The 20,161-nt window shown below is 39.3% G+C and carries 22 protein-coding genes and 2 pseudogenes; 10 read left to right on the top strand and 14 right to left on the bottom strand.

From position 1 onward, the window contains the following. Positions 1–50: 50 nt before the first annotated feature. The 3 genes from HT720_RS00955 to HT720_RS00945 are packed head-to-tail and all read right to left on the bottom strand — an operon-like array spanning position 51 to position 2,294. The gene (locus HT720_RS00955; protein ID WP_033680072.1) at positions 51–938 is read right to left on the bottom strand and encodes an RluA family pseudouridine synthase; all 888 of its coding nucleotides are present in this window, start codon (positions 936–938) and stop codon (positions 51–53) included. Beyond that, positions 928–1,389 (bottom strand): signal peptidase II, encoded by a 462-nt coding sequence (gene lspA / locus HT720_RS00950; protein WP_173274442.1) that lies wholly within the window; start codon positions 1,387–1,389, stop codon positions 928–930. Before lspA ends, HT720_RS00955 begins: the two co-directional genes overlap by 11 nt. Further along, on the bottom strand, positions 1,386–2,294 hold the full coding sequence (locus HT720_RS00945) for a LysR family transcriptional regulator (RefSeq protein WP_173274441.1): 909 nt from the start codon (positions 2,292–2,294) through the stop codon (positions 1,386–1,388). Before HT720_RS00945 ends, lspA begins: the two co-directional genes overlap by 4 nt. Between HT720_RS00945 and HT720_RS00940 the strand changes: the two genes are divergently transcribed. Next, on the top strand, positions 2,287–2,520 hold the full coding sequence (locus HT720_RS00940; RefSeq protein WP_173274440.1) for an AraC family transcriptional regulator: 234 nt from the start codon (positions 2,287–2,289) through the stop codon (positions 2,518–2,520). The genes HT720_RS00945 and HT720_RS00940 overlap by 8 nt on opposite strands. On the opposite strand, the gene HT720_RS00935 is transcribed toward HT720_RS00940, so the two are convergent. Next, positions 2,509–3,180, bottom strand: a complete 672-nt coding sequence (locus HT720_RS00935) for a CPBP family intramembrane glutamic endopeptidase (RefSeq protein WP_173274439.1) — start codon at positions 3,178–3,180, stop codon at positions 2,509–2,511. The two genes, HT720_RS00940 and HT720_RS00935, sit on opposite strands and share 12 nt — an antisense overlap. 207 nt (positions 3,181–3,387) lie before the next feature. Between HT720_RS00935 and HT720_RS00930 the strand changes: the two genes are divergently transcribed. From HT720_RS00930 to HT720_RS00920, 3 genes are all read left to right on the top strand, one after another. Next, complete coding sequence (locus HT720_RS00930) at positions 3,388–4,197, top strand: Cof-type HAD-IIB family hydrolase (protein ID WP_173274438.1); 810 nt, start codon at positions 3,388–3,390, stop codon at positions 4,195–4,197. A 141-nt stretch (positions 4,198–4,338) separates the two neighbouring features. After that, positions 4,339–5,247 carry an ABC transporter ATP-binding protein gene (locus HT720_RS00925; RefSeq protein ID WP_173274437.1) on the top strand — a complete coding sequence of 303 codons (909 nt, stop codon included), beginning with the start codon at positions 4,339–4,341 and terminating at the stop codon, positions 5,245–5,247. Between the two features lie 10 nt (positions 5,248–5,257). Then, positions 5,258–6,010, top strand: coding sequence for an ABC transporter permease (locus tag HT720_RS00920; RefSeq protein ID WP_049511302.1), 753 nt, complete (start codon positions 5,258–5,260; stop codon positions 6,008–6,010). Positions 6,011–6,048: 38 nt separating this feature from the next. Here HT720_RS00920 and HT720_RS00915 read toward each other — a convergent pair whose 3' ends face one another. Next, entirely contained in the window at positions 6,049–6,927 is an 879-nt protein-coding gene (locus HT720_RS00915; RefSeq protein WP_173274436.1) for a HAMP domain-containing sensor histidine kinase, read from the bottom strand. Further along, a complete protein-coding gene (locus tag HT720_RS00910) occupies positions 6,924–7,625 on the bottom strand; it encodes a response regulator transcription factor (protein WP_173274435.1) in 702 nt (233 codons plus the stop codon). Before HT720_RS00910 ends, HT720_RS00915 begins: the two co-directional genes overlap by 4 nt. Before the next feature lie 164 nt (positions 7,626–7,789). Here HT720_RS00910 and HT720_RS00905 point away from each other — a divergent pair, with 164 nt between their 5' ends. Beyond that, positions 7,790–8,485, top strand: coding sequence for a VIT family protein (locus HT720_RS00905; RefSeq protein ID WP_173274434.1), 696 nt, complete (start codon positions 7,790–7,792; stop codon positions 8,483–8,485). Positions 8,486–8,527: 42 nt separating this feature from the next. Here HT720_RS00905 and HT720_RS00900 read toward each other — a convergent pair whose 3' ends face one another. Both HT720_RS00900 and HT720_RS00895 read right to left on the bottom strand, forming a co-directional pair. Next, positions 8,528–10,519, bottom strand: coding sequence for an ABC transporter permease (locus HT720_RS00900; protein WP_173274433.1), 1,992 nt, complete (start codon positions 10,517–10,519; stop codon positions 8,528–8,530). 1 nt (position 10,520) lies between these two features. Further along, positions 10,521–11,279: an ABC transporter ATP-binding protein gene (locus HT720_RS00895; RefSeq protein WP_173274432.1), complete on the bottom strand. Its 759-nt coding sequence runs from the start codon at positions 11,277–11,279 to the stop codon at positions 10,521–10,523. Positions 11,280–11,706: 427 nt separating this feature from the next. Between HT720_RS00895 and HT720_RS00890 the strand changes: the two genes are divergently transcribed. Next, positions 11,707–11,904, top strand: a complete 198-nt coding sequence (locus HT720_RS00890; RefSeq protein WP_050223462.1) for a hypothetical protein — start codon at positions 11,707–11,709, stop codon at positions 11,902–11,904. A gap of 138 nt (positions 11,905–12,042) precedes the next feature. Here the strand turns inward: HT720_RS00890 and HT720_RS00885 are convergent, their stop codons facing one another. The 3 genes and pseudogenes from HT720_RS00885 to HT720_RS00875 form a co-directional block, all read right to left on the bottom strand. Beyond that, the gene (locus tag HT720_RS00885; RefSeq protein ID WP_001085044.1) at positions 12,043–12,315 is read right to left on the bottom strand and encodes a PspC domain-containing protein; all 273 of its coding nucleotides are present in this window, start codon (positions 12,313–12,315) and stop codon (positions 12,043–12,045) included. Positions 12,316–12,373: 58 nt separating this feature from the next. Beyond that, positions 12,374–12,823, bottom strand: a pseudogene (locus tag HT720_RS00880) (SprT family protein). Beyond that, positions 12,810–14,939: a Tex family protein gene (locus HT720_RS00875; RefSeq protein WP_173274431.1), complete on the bottom strand. Its 2,130-nt coding sequence runs from the start codon at positions 14,937–14,939 to the stop codon at positions 12,810–12,812. The pseudogene HT720_RS00880 and the gene HT720_RS00875 overlap by 14 nt, the downstream one beginning before the upstream one ends. Before the next feature lie 251 nt (positions 14,940–15,190). Here HT720_RS00875 and HT720_RS10325 point away from each other — a divergent pair, with 251 nt between their 5' ends. The 3 genes from HT720_RS10325 to HT720_RS00865 are packed head-to-tail and all read left to right on the top strand — an operon-like array spanning position 15,191 to position 17,040. After that, positions 15,191–15,322 carry an SPJ_0845 family protein gene (locus tag HT720_RS10325; protein ID WP_000268685.1) on the top strand — a complete coding sequence of 44 codons (132 nt, stop codon included), beginning with the start codon at positions 15,191–15,193 and terminating at the stop codon, positions 15,320–15,322. Continuing rightward, entirely contained in the window at positions 15,323–16,228 is a 906-nt protein-coding gene (locus HT720_RS00870) for a permease (RefSeq protein WP_173274430.1), read from the top strand. Next, complete coding sequence (locus tag HT720_RS00865) at positions 16,225–17,040, top strand: TIGR03943 family protein (protein WP_173274429.1); 816 nt, start codon at positions 16,225–16,227, stop codon at positions 17,038–17,040. The genes HT720_RS00870 and HT720_RS00865 overlap by 4 nt, the downstream gene beginning before the upstream one ends. A gap of 154 nt (positions 17,041–17,194) precedes the next feature. Here the strand turns inward: HT720_RS00865 and HT720_RS00860 are convergent, their stop codons facing one another. The 3 genes from HT720_RS00860 to HT720_RS00850 form a co-directional block, all read right to left on the bottom strand. Next, positions 17,195–17,506: a hypothetical protein gene (locus HT720_RS00860; protein WP_153198912.1), complete on the bottom strand. Its 312-nt coding sequence runs from the start codon at positions 17,504–17,506 to the stop codon at positions 17,195–17,197. 112 nt (positions 17,507–17,618) lie between these two features. Beyond that, positions 17,619–17,798 (bottom strand): hypothetical protein, encoded by a 180-nt coding sequence (locus HT720_RS00855; RefSeq protein WP_173274428.1) that lies wholly within the window; start codon positions 17,796–17,798, stop codon positions 17,619–17,621. 12 nt (positions 17,799–17,810) lie between these two features. Continuing rightward, a complete protein-coding gene (locus tag HT720_RS00850; protein ID WP_173274427.1) occupies positions 17,811–18,683 on the bottom strand; it encodes a DUF4300 family protein in 873 nt (290 codons plus the stop codon). Positions 18,684–19,156: 473 nt separating this feature from the next. Between HT720_RS00850 and HT720_RS00845 the strand changes: the two are divergent. Beyond that, positions 19,157–19,677: pseudogene (locus tag HT720_RS00845) on the top strand (S24 family peptidase); the annotation flags it as partial. Positions 19,678–20,161 lie beyond the last annotated feature (484 nt).

The raw sequence follows: 20,161 nt of genomic DNA, 5'->3' as shown, positions 1-20,161 counted from the left end.
TAAGATTGCAGTTACCATAATTATACTGGACTTCTTTTTACACTTCATTCTTACTTCCTCAATCTCTCTAAGGTTTCCTTAAAAATCTCTGGGATATCTGCTGTAAATTCCAAAATCTCACCTGTTCTCGGATGAGTAAAACCTAAAGTCTTGGCATGAAGAAATTGCCCATGTCCTTTCAGAGTCTTACGTGGACCATAGACTTCATCCCCAGCGACTGGATGTCCAATGTAAGCCATGTGAACACGGATTTGATGAGTGCGTCCTGTCTCTAGCTGCAACTCTACCAAGCTGTAATCACCAAAGCGTTCCAAGACGTGGAAACGAGTCACTGCAGGCTTACCTTTAGCAGTCACAGCCTGTTTCTTACGGTCTTTTTCACTACGGCCAATCGGCGCTTCAATCACACCGCGATCATTGGGTAGATTTCCATGAACAATCGCCCAATATTTGCGTAAAGACTTTTTATCCTTAAGTTCTTGAGCAAGTGCTAGATGCGCCTCATCGTTTTTAGCAATCATAAGAAGACCTGACGTATCCTTATCAATACGATGAACGATTCCTGGACGCAGAACCCCATTGATACCCGACAAGTCCTTAATATGATACATAAGGGCATTTACCAGAGTTCCACTAGTATGACCAGCACTCGGATGCACAACCATCCCCTGAGGTTTATTAACAACGGCCACATCCTCATCTTGGTAGATGATTTCTAGCGGAAGATTCTCAGCCACATACTCTAAGACCTCTGGTTCTGGCACATGATAGGTGACAACATCACCCTCTTGAACTGTGTATTTAGCTTTCTTGACTTGGCCATTGACCAAGACCTGGCCTGATTTGATTTGTTCATTCGCGAGACTGCGTGATAATTCTGTCAAATCCGACAAAGCCTTATCCAAACGCAGGCCACCAGTTTCAATTTTAATTTCCATTTATTTCCTCTTTTAGCATTGCAATCAATAAAATAATCACTCCAACAGTCAGATAGCTATCTGCCACATTGAAAATTGCAAAATTGATAAAGTCAAGGTGAAACATATCCACAACAAAGCCCTGACTCACCCTGTCAATAAAGTTTCCAAGACCACCTGCAATAATCAAGGTCAAACCCAAGACCATCCAGAGTGAGTCCTCCATGTGTTTATGTAGATACCAAATGGCACCTACCACGACGACCAGAGTAATGATAGCAAATAACAACTGCTGATCTTGTAAGATAGAAAAGGCTGCTCCTCGATTTTGCAGGTAGGTCAAGCTAACGAAATTGGGAATCCAAGAACGAACTTCACCCAGTGGAATCTGTTGGACGATATAGGATTTAACCAACTGATCTAGACCAATCAAAAGCAGTACAATGACTGCCACTATTCCTCTTTTTTTCATGATTTCCTCTTTTGATCAAAATATTCTTGCATGACTTCTACGAAAAGAGTTCCAGCCTGACTCAGCTCCACTTCTTCACGTTTAACATAGACCATGCGATTATCTAGGTTATCCTCGAGACGAATAACTGTGATGCCATTAACACTGTCACTATCTAAAAATCCAGAACCTGTCGCATAGGCATCCGTCCGCTCCAAAATACCATTCAAGGTAGCACGGTCTGTCACATTAAACATCTGTGAGCTAGCGCTGGTGTCGACAAAGTTCTCTGAATAATAAAGGTACTCGTCTTTCTCTTGAGTAAAACGAACTGTCGGTAAATCCGCTAAATCCTCCATGACCAATTCCTCTTTCTGAGCCAAAGGATGCCCCTCGCGGAGATAAATGTGAGTATGGAAGGGAATCAACTCAATGACCTCCAGACCTAGCTTTTCAACCCGCTGCATAATCCCCTTTTTATTTTGATTGTTGAGGTAGATAATCCCAATCTCACTATGCCCTTGCGCTACTTCGTCTAAGATTTGAACAGTAGTTGATTCAAAAATACGGAAGTTCTTATAATCAGGATAACGCTCTGAAAAAGCCGTAATAGTTGGTGGCAAGAAGTCATAGTGCTGGCTAGCAATGGAAAATTCATCTTTTTCTTCTTCAGGATTGGCATACTGATTTTGAAAAATATCAAATCCTTTAACCAATTCTTGCGCTTTTTCATAGAATTCCATACCTCGACGGGTCAAGAAAGTCCCTGAGCTGGTCCGACGGAAAATCTTAAAGCCCAACTCTTTTTCCAAATCACGAACAGAAATAGACAGACTCGGCTGACTAACATACATCTTTTCAGCAGCTTCACGGAAAGTACCACTATTGGCAATGGCAACAACATAGCGTAATTGTTGAATGTTCATCTTCTACCCCCAACTTCTTTATCTTTTCATTATACCATATTTTAGAAGTTTTCCAAAAAGGAAAAAAGAACAGCCTATTCTTCTTAACTATCTTCACTATCTGCATTTCTCCAGCCAATCTTATTTTCAAAATCAATTCAAAAAAATAACTGGATACACACCACTCCAATATCGAAAAGAAAATGCCGGAAAGTTCCGACATTGTTTTAGTAAGCTAACTTCCTGAAAATAGGAGTAACCACACATTCCAGAAAGCAGTGATATTGATGAGAATATGAACTAGTATTGGATAGTAGAGATTTTTTGTCATGCGATACAATAGAGCCAAAATAAGCCCTCCACTAGCATAAATGAAAAAAGCAAGAGGAGTTAAAGCAAAATTGATATGAATATAACCGAAAATAATAGCAGAAAGCAAGACATCTCCGTACCAAGGCGAGTTTTTGAAAAAGGTTGTCATAAGCACACCGCGATAAATCAACTCCTCAGCAATAGGGCCGATGAAGCAAGCCATGAGCAAGAAATAGGGTAATTCCTGTCTCCCCATCATTTCTATCGTTTCATTCAAAGAGATTTGATTTGAAGACGAGGGTATGAAATAAGACAAGAAGAAGTCCGACATATACAAAGTGATGTAACCCAGTAAAAGGTAGATAAAATACCTCAGCTGCCACTTGAAATGAAAAGTTTTCTTTCCTGCAAAAACTAGTAGATAGATGACCGCTAATAAAAGAACTCCACTCTCCATCAAAAGCAGAATCTGAAAAAATTCACGACTTGCTGGTAGATAAGGCTTTGCAAGGTGATTGAAAAGCCCCCAAAACCAAGTTGATTTGTAAAAAATTAAGGATAATGCTAGTAAAATCTGAATAGCTCGTTTTTTCATATTAAATTCTCTGCTTTCCTTGACTAGATTATTGAATATTAACTGTATAACAAGTTTAGTATAGCATATCTTGGCCAAATCTCCTCTTCAAATCTTGAATTGTCATCAAAACATCTTAAACTGTAAAATCAATTAGCCCCAAGCTTTCTATCAATTTCTTCTCCCAAATATGCTATAATAATACCAAAAGATAAAGAAGGAAGTCTTATGATTAAACTACTAGCCTTGGATATGGACGGAACCCTCCTCAATGAAGCCAAGGAAATCCCACCAGCTCACATTACTGCTATTCACCAAGCTATTGAAAAAGGTGTCAAACTGGTTCTCTGTACGGGGCGCCCGCTTTTCGGTGTCCTCCCCTACTACAAAAAACTGGGACTCGATCTCCAGAATGAGTATGTGATTGTCAACAATGGTTGTTCAACTCACCAGACAAGTGATTGGAGTCTGGTTGATTGGCAAGAACTCAGCCCAGCAGACATCGAGTACCTCTATGATCTAGCTGAAAAAAGTGATGTTCAGTTGACTCTTTTTGATGAGGAGCATTATTTTGTCCTCGGTGGCAAGCCCAATCAAGTCATTGAAAATGATGCTAAACTAGTCTTTTCAGACCTGACTGAAATTTCTCTTGAGGAAGCGACTAGTGGTAAGTACCGGATGTTCCAAGGTATGTTTTTGGGTACAGAGAGTCAAACAGACGATTTTGAAGAGCGTTTTGCTGAGGAACTCTGCCAACGATTTAGTGGAGTTCGTTCACAGCCTGTCATTTATGAAGCCATGCCACTTGGTACGACAAAGGCTACCGCTCTTTCTCGACTGGCAGAGATTTTGAAGATTGATTCCTCAGAAATCATGGCCATGGGCGATGCCAATAACGATATCGAAATGCTCCAGTTTGCAGGGCTTGGTGTTGCAATGGGAAATGCCAGCGATTATGTCAAATCTCTTGCGGATGCCGTTACAGCCAGCAACGAAGAAGACGGCGTTGCGCGTGCCATTGAGAAATATATTTTATAATTAAGAAGCCCAGTTCATATCAACTGGGTTTTGATATTTAAGAATTCCTAAAACTTTAGAAACTCTTTAGAAATGCTTGAGCTTTCTTTGATTTCTATGCTTTATACTAAAATTATCAAAATAAATCAAAAGGAGAGAATCATGAAAACAGTACTTGATATTCATGGATTGTCCAAAAACTTTGACAAACAAGCTATCCTTCAGGATCTTCATCTAACGATAAGAGAGGGAGATATTTATGGACTTATTGGGAAGAACGGAGCTGGGAAAACCACCTTAATCAAAATCATTACGCAACTACTGTTTGCGGATAAAGGGACTGTTTCCCTCTTCTCTAGCCAAACGGAAAATGAGTGGAGCAAGGCTCTATCTCGAGTAGGTTCAGTGATTGAATCACCTGTGGCCCATAATCACTTAACAGCCTACCAAAATCTGAAATATTACTGTATGATTCGCCATATTCCAAATGCTGATCAAGTCATTCGAGAAACGCTGGACTATGTAGGTTTGGCAGATACAGGTAAAAAATTCTTTCGTGATTTCTCTCTTGGAATGAAACAAAGACTTGGTATCGCCATTGCCCTTCTATCTAAACCAGACTTCCTGATTTTAGATGAACCTATCAACGGTCTCGACCCAATCGGTATCAAAGAATTTCGACTCATGATTCAACGGCTCAATCAAGAGAAAGGGATCACCATTCTCATCTCTAGCCATATCTTGTCAGAACTCTATCTCCTAGCTAATCGCTTTGGTATTTTAGATCAAGGCAAGGTTATCCGTGAAATCAGCAAAGCTGAATTTGAAACACTAAGTGAGGATTATATTGTTCTTAAGACAGCTGATCAAGAGAAAGCTTGTCAAGTATTGAAAGAACAAATCCAGCTCCAGTTTAAGGTTGTTAATCCTGAGAATGAAATCCACATCTTTGGTCAGGAACAAGATGTCAAACAGATTCTCAAAGAATTAACCTTGTCAGATGTTGCTATTGACGAGATTTACTATGCCCGTCAAAACCTAGAAGAATACTTCACTCAATTGGTTCAATAGGAGGAAAATCATGATACATACCATTCAAGCAGACTTTTACCGTCTTTTCCGTTCCAAAGGATTCTGGATTACAGAGTTCATTCTCTTTTTACTCATGTTAATGGGGGCTATTTTTGGGGCTACGGGTCAACTAATGGCAATCCAGACAGAAGAACCAGATATACCAATCCAAGGTTGGAATGGTATACAAGCCCTGATCAACGCATCTAGTCAAGGTTCAAACCTCGTTTTTCTCTGCATCGTCCTAGCCTGCCTCGTGCTTGGAGTTGATTTAATCGGTAAACTCTATAAAAATAATTTAACAGTGGGTGTTTCTCGTACCGAGTTTTTCCTTGCCAAAGCCTTTGTATTGGCTTGCATTGGACTTTCTCAACTCATCATCGGTCTTGTGATTGCCTTTATTCCAGCAACTATCTTAAATGGATTTGGAACTATGCCTGATGGCTTTATTGGCAATCTACTGGTAACCATTTCCCTTCAATTCCTTTGCCTCCTTGCTTGGCTTTCCATTGTTTCCTTCATCCTCTATGTTAGTCATTCTTATCTTGCAGTATTTATTGGTTATTTGGTCAGCTCTACCTTGCTTTCTATGCCAATGATCATTTTTCCAAATATCAAATTTTTACCATATTTGTCCTTGCAATTTTCCTATGCTATGACTGCTAATAGTGAATCCATTTTCTATACACTTATAGTTACCTTAGCTGTTATTGTAATCTTTAATCTAAGTGGACTGGCAGTTTTCAAAAAGAAAAGTCTATAAAAAAGACCTCCTCTAGCCTACAGAGGAGGTTTATTTCGTTAAAAGTGAATAAAAACCGATAACCACTGCCCATCTGTGCTTAGTTTCATCTCTGCACCAAGAAGATGGCATAATTCCTCAGTGATATAAAGGCCTAAACCAGAGGATTCTTCCGTATCAGATAGATTTTCAGAATAAAAACGGTTGCTGAGATTTTCTATTCTTTTGATGGGCTGTTTGACAAGGTTTGCAATCTCTAAGACAAGCTGTTCCTTTTCCTTTCTCAAAGATAGCCGCGCTTCTTCCTTGCCATGCTTGAGGACATTTCCAAGCAGATTTTGTAAAATTCGATCCAGTAAGTCCTCATCAGTCCTCGTTTTTAAACCAGCTTCAACCTTAAAATCAAGCGTGATATTTGCCGCCTGAAAAACATCATAATAAGCCAGAGTTTTTTTGGTGATAAAAGCTGAAAAATCCACTTCTTCCAGTTTCGGTTTGACAGCTCCTTCCATCAAACGACGATATTCTAGGAGTGCCTCCAAACGTTTGGAAACTAAATCAAGGTGCTGGGCTATTTTTTGTAGGGTCTCTTCTTTGTTTTCAGGAGACTTTATCAATTGTTGAGTGTAGCCTGAAGCGATAGTCAAAGGTGTCCGAATATCATGAGCGATATTGCTGATGGCCATATCCAGAGTCTGTTTTTCCCTTTTCATCACCAATCGAGATTGCTCTACTTCCTGAAATAGATTCTCAATCTGCTGGTAGAGATGTAAAAAATGTTTGGAAAAAATGCTGACTCCGACTCTTTTCATACTACCCGTGAGAATTTTATCTTCAATCTGTTGACTCAAGTTTTTAAGTGCTAGATGGTAGCGAATTAATACAATCGATAAAATAGTTAGGAGTATCAGTAGAACAAAGATCATCATGTAGGTCATTGCTTGTCTCCTTTTAATCTTACCCCAACTCCCCAAATGGTTTCAATATATTCTTGAGTTGAGTCAAGCTGGTTTAATTTTTTACGCAGATTACTCAAATGCGTATTGAGAGTATTATCTCCAGGTAGGTAGCTATCCTCCCAGACCAATTCATAAAGTTCTTCTTTTGTAAAAATTTTCTTAGGATGTTTGAGGAGAGTTTGGAGAATCAAGCATTCTTTCTTGGCCAGGCGAATCGTTTCCTGGCTATTTTTAATTTCAAAACTTTCCGCATCAAACTGGATATTTTTCAAGTTTTGTGGCAGATTTTCAGTTTTTCCTATTTCCATAGGCTGTTTTTCTACGCTTTGACGTAATTGAACAGTAACTCTGGCAAAGACTTCGTCCAAATCAAAAGGTTTCACTATATAATCATTGGCACCATCTAAGAGGTATTGACTGATAAGTTTTTTATCGCTCAAAGCCGTTAGCATAATGACTGGAGTTTGACTTTGTTCCCTGATGGCTTTTAAAACCTGATCCCCATTTTTCCCAGGAAGCATAATATCTAGCAAAACGAGGTCAATCCCACCTTGGTCAAAACGCATGATTCCTTCTGTACCAGAAAAGGCTTGAACCACCTCATGCTCCTCAGTAAGAAGTGTTCGTAAAATCTCTTGAATGTCACTATTGTCTTCAATAACCAATATCCTAGCCATAAATACCAACCTTTCTGCAACTATTATAGCATGTTTTATTGATAAAGCTTAAACAGAAAAGCTTTTTCCTCTTTTTCATTAAAATCGTGCAACTTTTTTCAGATACTTTTAAAAGATTGATTTCCCTATATTTTTCCTTTATACTGGATAAAAAGGAGAATAGTATGTCAGAAACAAATCACGAAATCGATTCAAACTTTGCAGGTCGTTTAAATATCCTGCGTGCTGGTGTTCTTGGTGCTAATGATGGGATTATTTCCATTGCTGGTGTGGTTATTGGGGTTGCTAGTGCTACGAGCAATATCTGGATTATCTTTTTATCAGGTTTTGCGGCTATCTTAGCTAGTGCCTTTTCAATGGCTGGTGGAGAATATGTGTCCGTTTCAACTCAAAAAGATACTGAGGAAGCGGCCGTTGCGCGTGAGCAACTCTTGCTAGACCAAGATATAGAGTTAGCCAAAAAGTCCCTCTATGCTGCTTATATCCAAAATGATGAGTGTGAAACATCAGCCCAACTTCTCACCAACAAAGCCTTTTTAAATAATCCGCTCAAGGCTTTGGTTGAGGAAAAATATGGGATAGAGTATGAAGAGTTTACCAATCCTTGGCACGCTGCCATTTCTAGCTTCGTTGCCTTTTTCCTTGGAAGTTTGCCACCAATGCTGTCAGTGACCATTTTCCCAAGTGATTACCGCATCCCTGCTACTGTCCTTATCGTCGGTGTGGCCCTTCTTCTAACTGGTTACACTAGTGCCAAACTTGGAAAAGCTCCAACCAAAACAGCTATGATTCGGAACTTAGCTATTGGCCTCTTGACCATGGGAGTTACCTTCCTGCTAGGACAACTTTTCAGCATTTAGTATATAAGAAATACCTCGATTTTGAAGTCGAGGTATCTTTTTTTACATTTGCACAATTTTGCGATAACTTCTTGAAGTAATCATGAAAATCATCACATAGGCGATGAGGAAGATAGCGCAGATAGACAAGGTCACAATCAACATCATATTCGTATCTATTACACCAATCACTTTTAAAATCAGACTAAGCATATGGTAGGCAAAGGCTAGATGTATGAAGGCAAAAAGCAAAGGAAGGAAGAAAACAGTTAAAACCTGTTTGTTGATGGTTTGCTTGATTTGCTTTTGATCTAAACCGACTTTCTGCAAGATAATAAAGCGTTCACGGTCTTCGTAGCCTTCAGAAATTTGTTTGTAGTAGATGACCAGAACAGTTCCGACCATAAAGATAATGGATAGGAAAATACCGATAAAGAAGACACCACCAAAGAGGGCACTCATCTGAGAACTAGCATCTGCTAGATTGCTACCGTAAACATAGCTACCTTCCGTGTTTAATTGAGCATTAAACTGATCGAGGTATTTATCATACTCGTCAGCGACCTTGAGTTGTTCTTCTTCACTGACATTTATTACATTCATGCCACCGTAAAACTGATTATAGATAGCCGAATCTGGGAATTGGTCTAAAAATGCTTGCAAATTAGGAACAATAAGGTAATTGTAATCAGTAGTAAAAATATTAAACTGATTTGGAACATGGTTCACAATGAAATCTGTATTAAATTCTTCTTTGACAGAAAATTGATGATCATTCAGAATTAGAGTTTTTTGTTCTTTAACTCCCTCGTTCTTTGCAAAGAGTCCAACCTCATTTCCTGATAGAGACAGTTTTTGACCAGTCATAGTTTCATAATCTTTTTGGTCAAATACCATGAAAACTGTTGTGGGTTGGACACGATTTTGTCCTTTTTCAAAAAGGGTTAACTTATTTCCTTCTTGGTTCGCAACAGCAAAGTAAGTGTAACGAAGCACTTCTTTCTCTTTAATCTTATAACCTTTGTCACTTGCAAACTGACTCAAGAGTTTGTCCAAGTCTTCTTTTTCAACATTTTGCCCTGAAACTCCAAAATCATGAGGATTTAGAACTTTTTTAAAGGATTCTGCGGAATTGAAAATGCTTGTCGCTGCTGACATGGTTACCAAAACCATTGTTGACAAAATAGCGATAGTTGCTAGTCCAACTGCATTTTTCTTCATACGAAAAATCAAGTTGGAAACAGAGATAAGGTTATTTGGCTGGTAATAATATTTCTTATTTTTCTTTAAGATTTGAAGGAAAACGGTAATTCCTGCATTAAACAAGAGATAGGTCCCAAAGATAACCAGCAAAACAGCTATGAAGAAGGTTGCTAAGGCTGTAAGAGGATCTTTTACAGTAAGGGCAAGATAATAGCCAATCCCTAAACTAATGGAACCAAGAATAGTTTGGAAAGGTAGGAAACGGCCTTTTTTCTCTCCGCTTGCTTTTTCACGAGAAAGCTGGAGAGCATTCATACGGGCAATTCGAAGGGCATTCAGGAACATGAGGCCTAGAAAAATCAAACCAAAGACAAGAAGTACTGTAATGACAACTTTTATCTGGAAGGTAGCGACTAGTTCTACCTTCAATTTCATCAGTTTGAGTAGGAAAGCGAAAATCAACTTGTCAAACAAGGCTCCAATACCTATACCCGCTCCAACAGTTAGAATCCCAAATACCACTAACTCCTTAAAGGTCATACTGATTAGATGACGCTTCTCCAAGCCCAACATGCCATAAATTCCTAGTTCCTTGGAACGGTTCTTCATGACAAAACTATTGGCATAGAGGACGATAATGGCTGACGCAAGGGTGACGACAAACATACCAAATCCTAGAGTAGCTTGAATGGTTGATCCTCCACGGATTTCCGCAATCTTTGGATTGAAAGTTAGAGAGTAAAAGAGATAGGTGACAGTGACTGCTAAGAGAACAGCCAGCGCAAAAGGATAGTAGAGTTTGCGGTTTTTAATCAAGTTCGATACCGCTAACTTATTGGTTAATCGAAACATACTAATTCACCTCGCTTGCCATGACAGTCAAGGTATCAGAGATTTCTTGGAACATCTGACGCTCTGTCTTCTCTCCACGGTAGATTTGGTTGTAAAGAATGCCGTCTTTGATAAAGAGTACACGTTTAGCTCTGCTAGCTGCTGCCGTTGAGTGGGTTACCATGAGAATGGTTTGGCCGCGCTCATTGATTTCATCAAAAACATCAAGTAAGGCTGCAGAGGACTTGGAGTCAAGGGCACCTGTTGGCTCATCCGCAAGGAGAATTTCAGGTTCTGTGATGATGGCGCGGGCTACTGCTACACGCTGTTTCTGACCACCAGAAATCTCGTAAGGGTACTTCTCTTGCAATTGGTTGATACCCAGATTCTCAGCTGTCACCACCAATTTCCTCATCATCTCCGTAATAGGTCTTCTTGACAAGACAAGCGGAAGCAGGATATTGTCCTTAACAGACAGAGTATCTAGCAAGTTAAAGTCTTGGAAGACAAAGCCCAACTTTTCACGACGGAAGCTAGAAGCCTGTGAATTTTTAATGGTTGCGGTGTCAGTTCCATTCAAGTAAACCTGCCCACGAGTTGGTTTATCCAGCATAGCTAGGATATTGAGAAGAGTTGATTTACCAGAACCAGACTCACCCATGATGGCAACGTAGTCACCCTTTTCGACGGTAAAGTGAATATCCTTGAGGGCTTCTACTTGGTTGCCCTGAAAACGAGTTTTATAAATTTTTTGAACGTGTTTTACATCTAAAAGTGTCATGAGAATCTCCTTTCTTAATATCCCATCAAATGAAATGTTGCTTGCATCATAGCGCATCCCAGCTGAACGCGCTCGATTTCTTTGTGGCTTGGTTTTCTTGTTTTCTTCTGTAAGATTTGTTTCATGATGTTACTCCTTTGTTCTTTATGAGTCTAGTTTACATCAAAAAAAGACCGCTTGCCATAATCTAACCTTACAAAAGAGACTTTAATCTTACATTTTTGTAAGATTGGGGGAAATGTAGGCAAAATTACTTAGAAAATGATTTGACTTCCTATTTTAAAAATTGTAAAATATAAGTATGAAAAGGCTTACTTTGAAAAGGAGGAAGCGGAAACTAACATTTGAGTAAGCTTGCCTAGATAACATACCATTAAATTTAACACTAGCAAGTCGTTCAACCTATAAGGAAAGAAGGTGCGCTTTAATGAAACATAAAGAACATATACTCATCGGACTTCTCTATCTCCTCTCTCCATTCATCGGTCAGCTCTTAGTTGAAAAAACATACTTTATCGGTACAGAATTTACAGCTACTGCTTATGCTATTTGCTGGCTATCAGTTGTTATCAGCATCCACCATTTTTCAAAAAACGTATTGTCTCAGCAAGAAAAAACAGATTAGAAAACCTGAGTTTAAAATAATATTTTTAGTTTGTAGAAGAAGCTGGGAAAATCTTATTAAAAGTAAAAAAGCTTTAAATCAAGCAGTTTAGACTATTGATTTAAAGCTTTTTGCTTATTTCAAATCTTCTGTAGAACCTCACCAAAACCAGCCTTCATTATCGTCAATGGCTTGGGCTTCTTTTCGTTTACGTGGGCCTGTTCCGTACATTTCTGCTTCGATTTCTTCCTTGGTAGGCATGATAGAAGCTAGGATGATATAGATAATCACGCCAAGTCCAAAATTTGCGACTGTGAAAATGGCAAACAGAAAACGAACAAGGGTAACATCAAAGTTCCACTTGTCTGACAGACCTGCTAGAACTCCTGAAATCATGCGATTTCGTCTCATTTTATAAAATTTACTATTCATAATATTTCCTCTTTCTGCTAGGTTAGACATAGTATATCACGGGTAGGCTCGACTTTCATCAGTCCTCAGGCTGATTTATTAGTAGCAATTTACCTCGACAAAGTCCACAGCGATAGCGTTGAGTATCAATCCTTCTCTTACGCTGATAACTTTGCTGGCAAGATTGGCACTAATAGACTAGGTAGGCACTTTGAGATTGTGTTTTCAAGGGTGGTACATAGCGCAGTCCATCAACTTCTTTCAACAGTTCCTTAAAATCCCTATCCTTGTGTTGATAGCCCTTCCCTTGAAAATAGAGGTGATAGTGACAGAGTTCATGGCGAACAATTTTCCTAAAAACGTCTAAACCCAGCTCCTGATAAACCTTGGGATTAAAATCCAAATGCCCATCTTTGGGGAAAAATCGCCCACCTGTCGAACGTAGACGAGAATTCCACTGAGCTTGATGGATAAAAGGTCTGCCGAAGTCTTCTAGCGAAACTTGCTTGACGTAATCAGTTAGATTCATCTGGAGCTAGGAGCGACAGATTGACTTTTTCACGTTCAGTATCAATTTTCTTGACCCAAACAGTCACCAAATCTCCGACTGACACCACTTGGCTTGGGTGTTTGATAAATTTGTGACTCATATGGGAAATATGAATCAAGCCGTCCTCGTGAATCCCGATATCAACGAAGGCACCAAAGTCAACGACATTACGCACCACACCTTCCAGCTTCTGGCCGACTTTTAAGTCTTTAATATCCAAGACATCTTGACGAAGAACAGGTGCATCAAAAGAATCACGGAAATCACGACCTGGTTTTAGAAGGTCAGCAATGATATCTTTAAGAGTTTCTGGTCCAAGGTCTAGCTCTTGCGCCATTTCCTTGACTGAAAGCGACTTGAGTTTGCCTTGGGCTTCTTCGTTTAGGTCTTTAATATCTAAGCGTTTGAAGAGCTCCTTAACAGCACTGTAATTTTCTGGGTGAACTCCTGTATTATCAAGGATATTGCTACTTTCAGGGATACGAAGGAAACCAGCTGCCTGTTCAAAGGCCTTGGCCCCCAGACGAGGAACTTTCTTGATTTGAGCGCGTGAAGTGATTTTTCCTTCTTCCTCACGGTATTTGACAATATTTTCAGAGATAGTTTTGTTGAGTCCAGCAACGTGGGAAAGAAGAGCTGGACTAGCTGTATTGACATTGACACCGACTTGGTTTACCACTGTATCCACGACAAAATCCAGACTTTCAGACAGTTTCTTCTGACTGACATCGTGTTGATATTGACCGACACCGATTGACTTAGGATCGATTTTGACCAATTCGGCAAGAGGATCTTGCAAACGACGGGCGATAGAAATAGCAGAGCGTTTTTCAACGGTCAAATCTGGAAACTCCTGACGAGCAAGTTCGCTGGCAGAATAGACCGAAGCACCACTTTCATTTACAATGACATAACTAACCTCAGGAAAATCTTTCAGAACTTCCGCCACAAAGGCTTCACTTTCACGACTGGCCGTCCCATTTCCGATAGCAATAATTTCCACGCCATACTGACCAATCAAGTCTGCCAAATCTTTCTTGGCTTCTTCAATTTGACGAGCTGATGCTGGTTTGACAGGGTAAATGACCTGTGTTGTCAGCATTTTCCCTGTTGCATCCACGACAGCTAGCTTGGCACCTGTACGAAAGGCTGGGTCAAACCCAAGAACCACGCGCCCTTTCAGCGGAGCAACTAAGAGCAGATTGCGCAGATTGTCAGAAAAGAGTTGGATAGCCCCTTCTTCCGCTTTCTCAGTCAATTCTGTCCGAATACGTCGCTCGATAGCAGGCAAAACTTTTTTCTTAACTGACTGTTGAACAACTTCATCTATATAGGCGTTTTTCACCTTGAAACGAGCTGCAAAGAAAGCTAGAATGCGGTCCGTCGCATGTTCAAAACCAACCTTCAAGACACCTAGCTTCTCCCCACGATTGAGGGCCAAGGTACGATAACCTTGCATATTTCCAACCGTCTCTGAAAAATCATAATAAATCTGAAAAACCTGCTTTTCATCAAGACTTTCATCCTTGACTTGGGAAGTGAGTTTAGAGTGTCTCAGAACTTCCTGATAAGTCATGGAACGCAAGGCCACATCTTCCGATAAGGCTTCGACCAAGATATCAACTGCACCAGCCAAGGTTTCCTTACCAGTCGCAAATCCTTCACAGACAAACTTTTCAGCCTCTTTCTCTAAGTCCGCTACATTCTGCAAAATCAAGCGAGCAAGTGGGAAGAGTCCAGCTTCACGGGCAATGGTTGCCTTGGTTCGACGTTTTTCCTTGTATGGAAGATAGAGTTCTTCTACATCTGCTAATTTTTCGGCTGCTAAGATAGCTTCTTCCAACTCCTTGGTCAGCTTGCCTTGTTCTTGAATTTTAGCCAAGACAGCTTCCTTGCGGTCATTTAGATTGGTCAGACTTTTATCCAAATCGATAATGGCCTTAATCGCCACCTCATCCAGACTACCAGTCATGTCCTTGCGATAACGCGCGATAAAGGGAATAGTCCCCCCTTCGACTGTCAAACTTAGAACAGTATCAATTTGCTTTAACGTCACTCCCAAATCCTGGGAGATTTTTTCATATTTTTTATCCATAAACCTATTATACCACAAGCTAGAAGGCTTGCTCCAATCCTTTTCATACTCAACCAAAATAAAAAAGCAAACTAGGAAGCTANNGACTGACGAAGTCAGTTACCTATAACTATAATATATACGACAAGGCGAAGCTGACGTGGTTTGAAGAGATTTTCGAAGAGTATCAACTATCGAAAACAAATTAAAAAACTCCCTTTTCCTAAAAATAATAGTATAATAGAGGTAGAATTTAGAATCGAGGTACACCTATGGCTGTAAAATTTACAAAACGAGACGACTTGGATAAGATGTTTGAGGAGTTTGCGAAACTCCCTGATTTGAAACAAGTTACTTTCCCTGATGACAAAGAGAAAAAAGCCAAAGCAGAAAAGAAAAACTAGATGACTGCTTTTCAACAACTCCCATCTAGTGTACTTCAAACTGGAGCCATTTTTCTCTCCATTATCATTGAAGCCCTTCCCTTCGTTCTGATAGGAAGCATTGTCTCAGGGCTGATTGAGGTTTATATCACACCTGATAAGGTTTATCATTTTCTCCCTCGAAATCGTTGGGGGAGAATCTTTTTTGGCACCTTCGTTGGGATACTTTTCCCTTCTTGTGAATGTGGAATCGTCCCCATTATCAATCGTTTTCTGGAAAAGAAGGTTCCCAGTTACACGGCTGTTCCCTTTCTTGTGACTGCACCAGTTATCAATCCCATTGTTCTATTTGCGACCTATTCTGCCTTTGGCAATTCCTTCCACATCGCCCTGTTACGAGCTTTGGGTTCCATTGTTGTGGCTGTGATACTTGGGATTTTTCTAGGATTTTTCTGGCAAGAACCGATTCAAAAAGAAAATCGGTTGGCTTGTCATGAGCATGATTTTTCTCACTTAAGCCCTGCAAAAAAGGTTTTTCAGGTCTTTGTGCAAGCAATTGATGAATTTTTTGATACGGGACGTTATTTGGTATTCGGCTGTCTCTTTGCCTCTGCTATACAGGTCTATGTTCCGACACGGATTCTGACCTCTATCAGTGCAACCCCTATTTTTGCCATCCTCCTCTTGATGCTTTTGGCCTTTCTTCTTTCTCTCTGTAGTGAGGCGGATGCCTTTATCGGGGCTTCTCTTCTCTCAAGTTTCGGCTTGGCACCAGTTCTGGCCTTTCTCGTTATTGGCCCAATGCTGGATATCAAAAATATTCTCATGATGAAAAATTACTTGAAAGCACGATTTATCAGTCACTTCATAACGATTGTAACTCTTGTCGTCTTAGTCTATTCTCTCTTGATTGGAGTCATCCTATGATTCGATTTTTAGTTTTAGCTGGCTATTTTGAACTGACTATTTACCTCCATCTGTCGGGCAAATTAAACCAGTACATCAACATGCACTATTCCTATCTGGCCTATATCTCCATGGTGCTTTCCTTTATTTTGGCAATTGTTCAATTGTATATCTGGATGAAGCAAGTCAAAATCCACAGTCATCTGAACAGCCGATTGGCCAAGATGACAAGTATTTCTCTTCTGGCTATTCCACTTGTCATCGGCTTAACTTTCCCAACTGTTAGCTTGGATTCTCAGACTGTTTCAGCTAAAGGCTATCATTTCCCCTTATCAGAAGGAACGAATCTGGCCATTCAGACAAGTGAAGGTACGACGAGCCAATATTTGAAACCAGATACCAGTTCTTATTTTTCAAAAACAGCCTATGAAAAGGAAATGCGAACTGCGGCGGATAAATACTTGTCCCAAGATAGTATTCAGATCACTAATGAAAACTATATGGAAGTTATGGAGGCTATCTACGACTATCCAGATGAGTTTGAGGGTAAGACAATCCAGTTCACAGGCTTTGTCTATAATGACCCCAGTCATGCCAATAGCCAATTTATGTTCCGCTTCGGCATTATCCACTGTATCGCGGATTCAGGTGTCTATGGCTTACTGACCAAGGGAAATACCCGTCAATATGAAAATAATACTTGGATAACAGCCAAGGGAAAACTGGTCAATCACTACCATAAAGAACTCAAACAAAACCTTCCAACCTTGGAAATCGAAAGCTTTACCAAAGTCGATAAACCAGAAAACCCCTATGTGTATCGAGCTTTTTAAGGAAAATAAGATAAAAACGAACAAGTTCTCTTCTGAATAACAGAAAAGAGCCTGTTCGTTTTTTGTTGAGTATTGTATAGTAGAATATAAATTGCGATTTTTAAAATGATATATAACTAGTGAACAATTCACAAATCAAATACATTTTCATTCTCTACTTAATACTATGCTTATTCATCTTTTGTTCAAAAATAGTTGTGATAATCTGACGTAGTTCTTCTCGTTCTTTTTCTGGGATTTCACCACTTGTTTGAGCTGCAGCGTAGAGTTCAGGGTGTTCAATTGAAATGCGTTTAATCGTACGTGTCGTAGCATGTTTTCTGACGAAAAATGGGATTCGCTTAATCAAGTCTTGTGGGACGAGTGCAAGAATTTTCTCAGCAGTTTCCTTGTCACTAATCTTAGACGTAGTCAGCCCCTTCTTAATCATTTTCTGTTCTTTTTCTGTAAAATCTTTTAATTCCATCTGATTAGTCCTCCTATTTTCTCTAAGTTAAATTATATACCAATCTGGATAAAACTACAAATGGACTGTCTGGAAATAGGTGCAATACTGTAAAGAAGATTCTGTTCTTTAATTATAAATCTTCCTCCTCAGTCACTTCCCATACTTCTGATTGATAGCCTTCCCCATCAATATCGTATCTTTGAATATAACCTATAAATCTTTCATTTTTTCCTGGTTTTCGACTGTTAATTATCGTACTCACCCATATACCTATCAAGAATAAACATAAAATGCCTAATACTATATCCATGTTAGATTACCTCTAGATATTAACCCACTTATCATTATCCATGATAAAAGGCTGAGCCAGTCCCTCGCCTGTATAATCTGCATACTTGGTGCCCAAATACTTATAGCAATCTTCCTTGCTGGCAAATTTAATCGCTTGGTAGGGCTCTTCGAAAGTCAATTTCTCTACAAATAAGAAGCCATCATCAGCAGGCACTAAGACGCCAACATGTCCAACAAACAGATGCTCACCATCCAGATTATCATGCAAGACTACAGATAACATTCGAGCTTTTTCATTGAATTGAAATTGTGAGAAGAATGTTTCCATCTTTTCAGCGTGAACCTTGACATCTGTAGTTGCCTCAGTTGGAACTCTCGAAAATAGAATATCAAACTCTTCCTTATCTTGTGAATCAAAGACCTTTCCCTTATCAATCGCATCATTATCTAGGAAAAGCAATTGGTCATTCTTTTCAAGCTTGGGAATGGTAACTGAATTTTTCAAAAGACAATAACTATTGATACGGCAGTTGGTCCCAACAAAATCGCCCTTCTCTTGATTCCAAAGGTTGCTAATTTTCTCAACATCGTATTCGGTGTGAGTAAAGGAAGTGAAATATCCTGATAAGCCAGTTGACCCGACAATGGTATTGTAATCATTAACGAGATTAAAAAAAGCATCAACACTTTTTGGATCCAAATGGGCTGATAAGAGAGATTTGACCTCTTCTGTACTTACCTGATTGTTTAGGTTGGTGTATGAAGCTTTCCATGGCACTTTCGTTGAACTACTTTGCCTTTGACTCGTCTCATTCGAAATTGTAGCATCTTGTTGACAAGCAGCCAAGCCTAAAAACAAGGCAGAACAGATTCCTAATGTGGCTAATTTTCTTGATTTCTTCATCTTTTTCTCCTAAATGTCTTGGATTAAAGTTTCTTTAACTACTGCTTTACAGATATTGATTACTTTCTCATTTAATGTGTTCATCGTCTTTCCCTCTGATTTGTTTTTTTTTGTTATTTCCTTAAGCTTGATTTAATTATAGTAGGCGTTTCGTGCTCTGTCAACAAATTTTTTATGAAAACACAACAAAGTTTTCATTTTCTTGGATTTCGTGTTATGCTTTACTTACAAAAATAGAAAACGATTTCATCCGTGGATAAAGAAGAGATTGCGATTGTTACAGGCTAAAAATAAAACAATATAGACTAGTAAATAGTTGGATTCAATAAAAATTGGGTACTAAGATAGGTATAAATAAAAACGCCATTGGAAATTATGAAAAAAGGGTTAGGTCTACTAAGAAAAATACTATATTTGACTTAGCTAAAGTATTCAGTAGCTTGATTGATGCCCTCTTTCCTCCAGTTCAAAAGGATTCTCCTAGCGATATCCAATCCATCTACGACCAACGGGCATCACCCAGACAAGGTAAAATCCTGACCTATGCCGAGAGGCAACTGTATAAGCAGAAAAACGAAGATAAACGAAGTATCGTAAAAATCATCAGACTGGACGACTACAGACAGACTACTTACTCTCGTGTTAGGTGTGGTTTATATATGCAGGTAGCCGCTCGATATAGGACGACGATTTAGATATGGAGTTTCCATTCTATGAGAATGAAATCCCAGACGACTACGACGCAATCGCTTATGTCGTCAGCAGGTCCATGGAGCCAAAGATAAGAAATGGCGACTACCTATTTGTCAAGAATCCCCCACAGATTGACTATAATGCCATCGGCATCTTCCAAGTAGACGGCGCTAACTATGTCAAGAAACTCCGCCAAGGCTACCTCAAAAAACTCAATCCCGAATACCCCGACGTCCACCTAGACGAAAGCAACCATATTCGCACCATCGAGAAAGTTATCAGGCTGTATAGGGAGAATTAAAAAAGGGGGAGAATGGCGATATAAAACAAACAGATTTTAAAAGATTCGAAAAACTTTGAAAAAGTTCATTCTACATTTCAAAAAAAGAATAAGTACCCTAAAGCAGATTAGATTTTGTTAAACAATAGTGATATGTCAATTTAGAGAAAGGCATTTAAGATCACTTTTCAAAAGGCAAATACTAAACTAGCAAAACCGATAAACCAGCCCTTAGTTCCCATATTTTCAGGCACACACTCCTTAGTACACTAGCTATAGTGGTTAGAGTGGAACACAAAGACGCTAAAACAATAAATAATATCTGCACTCACGTAAGTAAAAGAATGGAGCAAGCTGCTTTGGAGGTTTTAAATACCATATCATTAAATCGAAAATATATCAGATCGAATCTAAACAATTACATTACGATTGCTAAAACATTTGTAGAAATTCATTTGAATTTCCTAATCAATTTGTGCATATCTTATTTCATACTCAATGAAAA

Origin of the sequence: Streptococcus sp. 68 (assembly GCF_013277415.1) — a bacterium.
GTDB lineage: Bacteria > Bacillota > Bacilli > Lactobacillales > Streptococcaceae > Streptococcus.
Note: the sequence above shows the minus strand (reverse complement) of the source record. Positions and strands in the feature narration are given on the sequence as shown.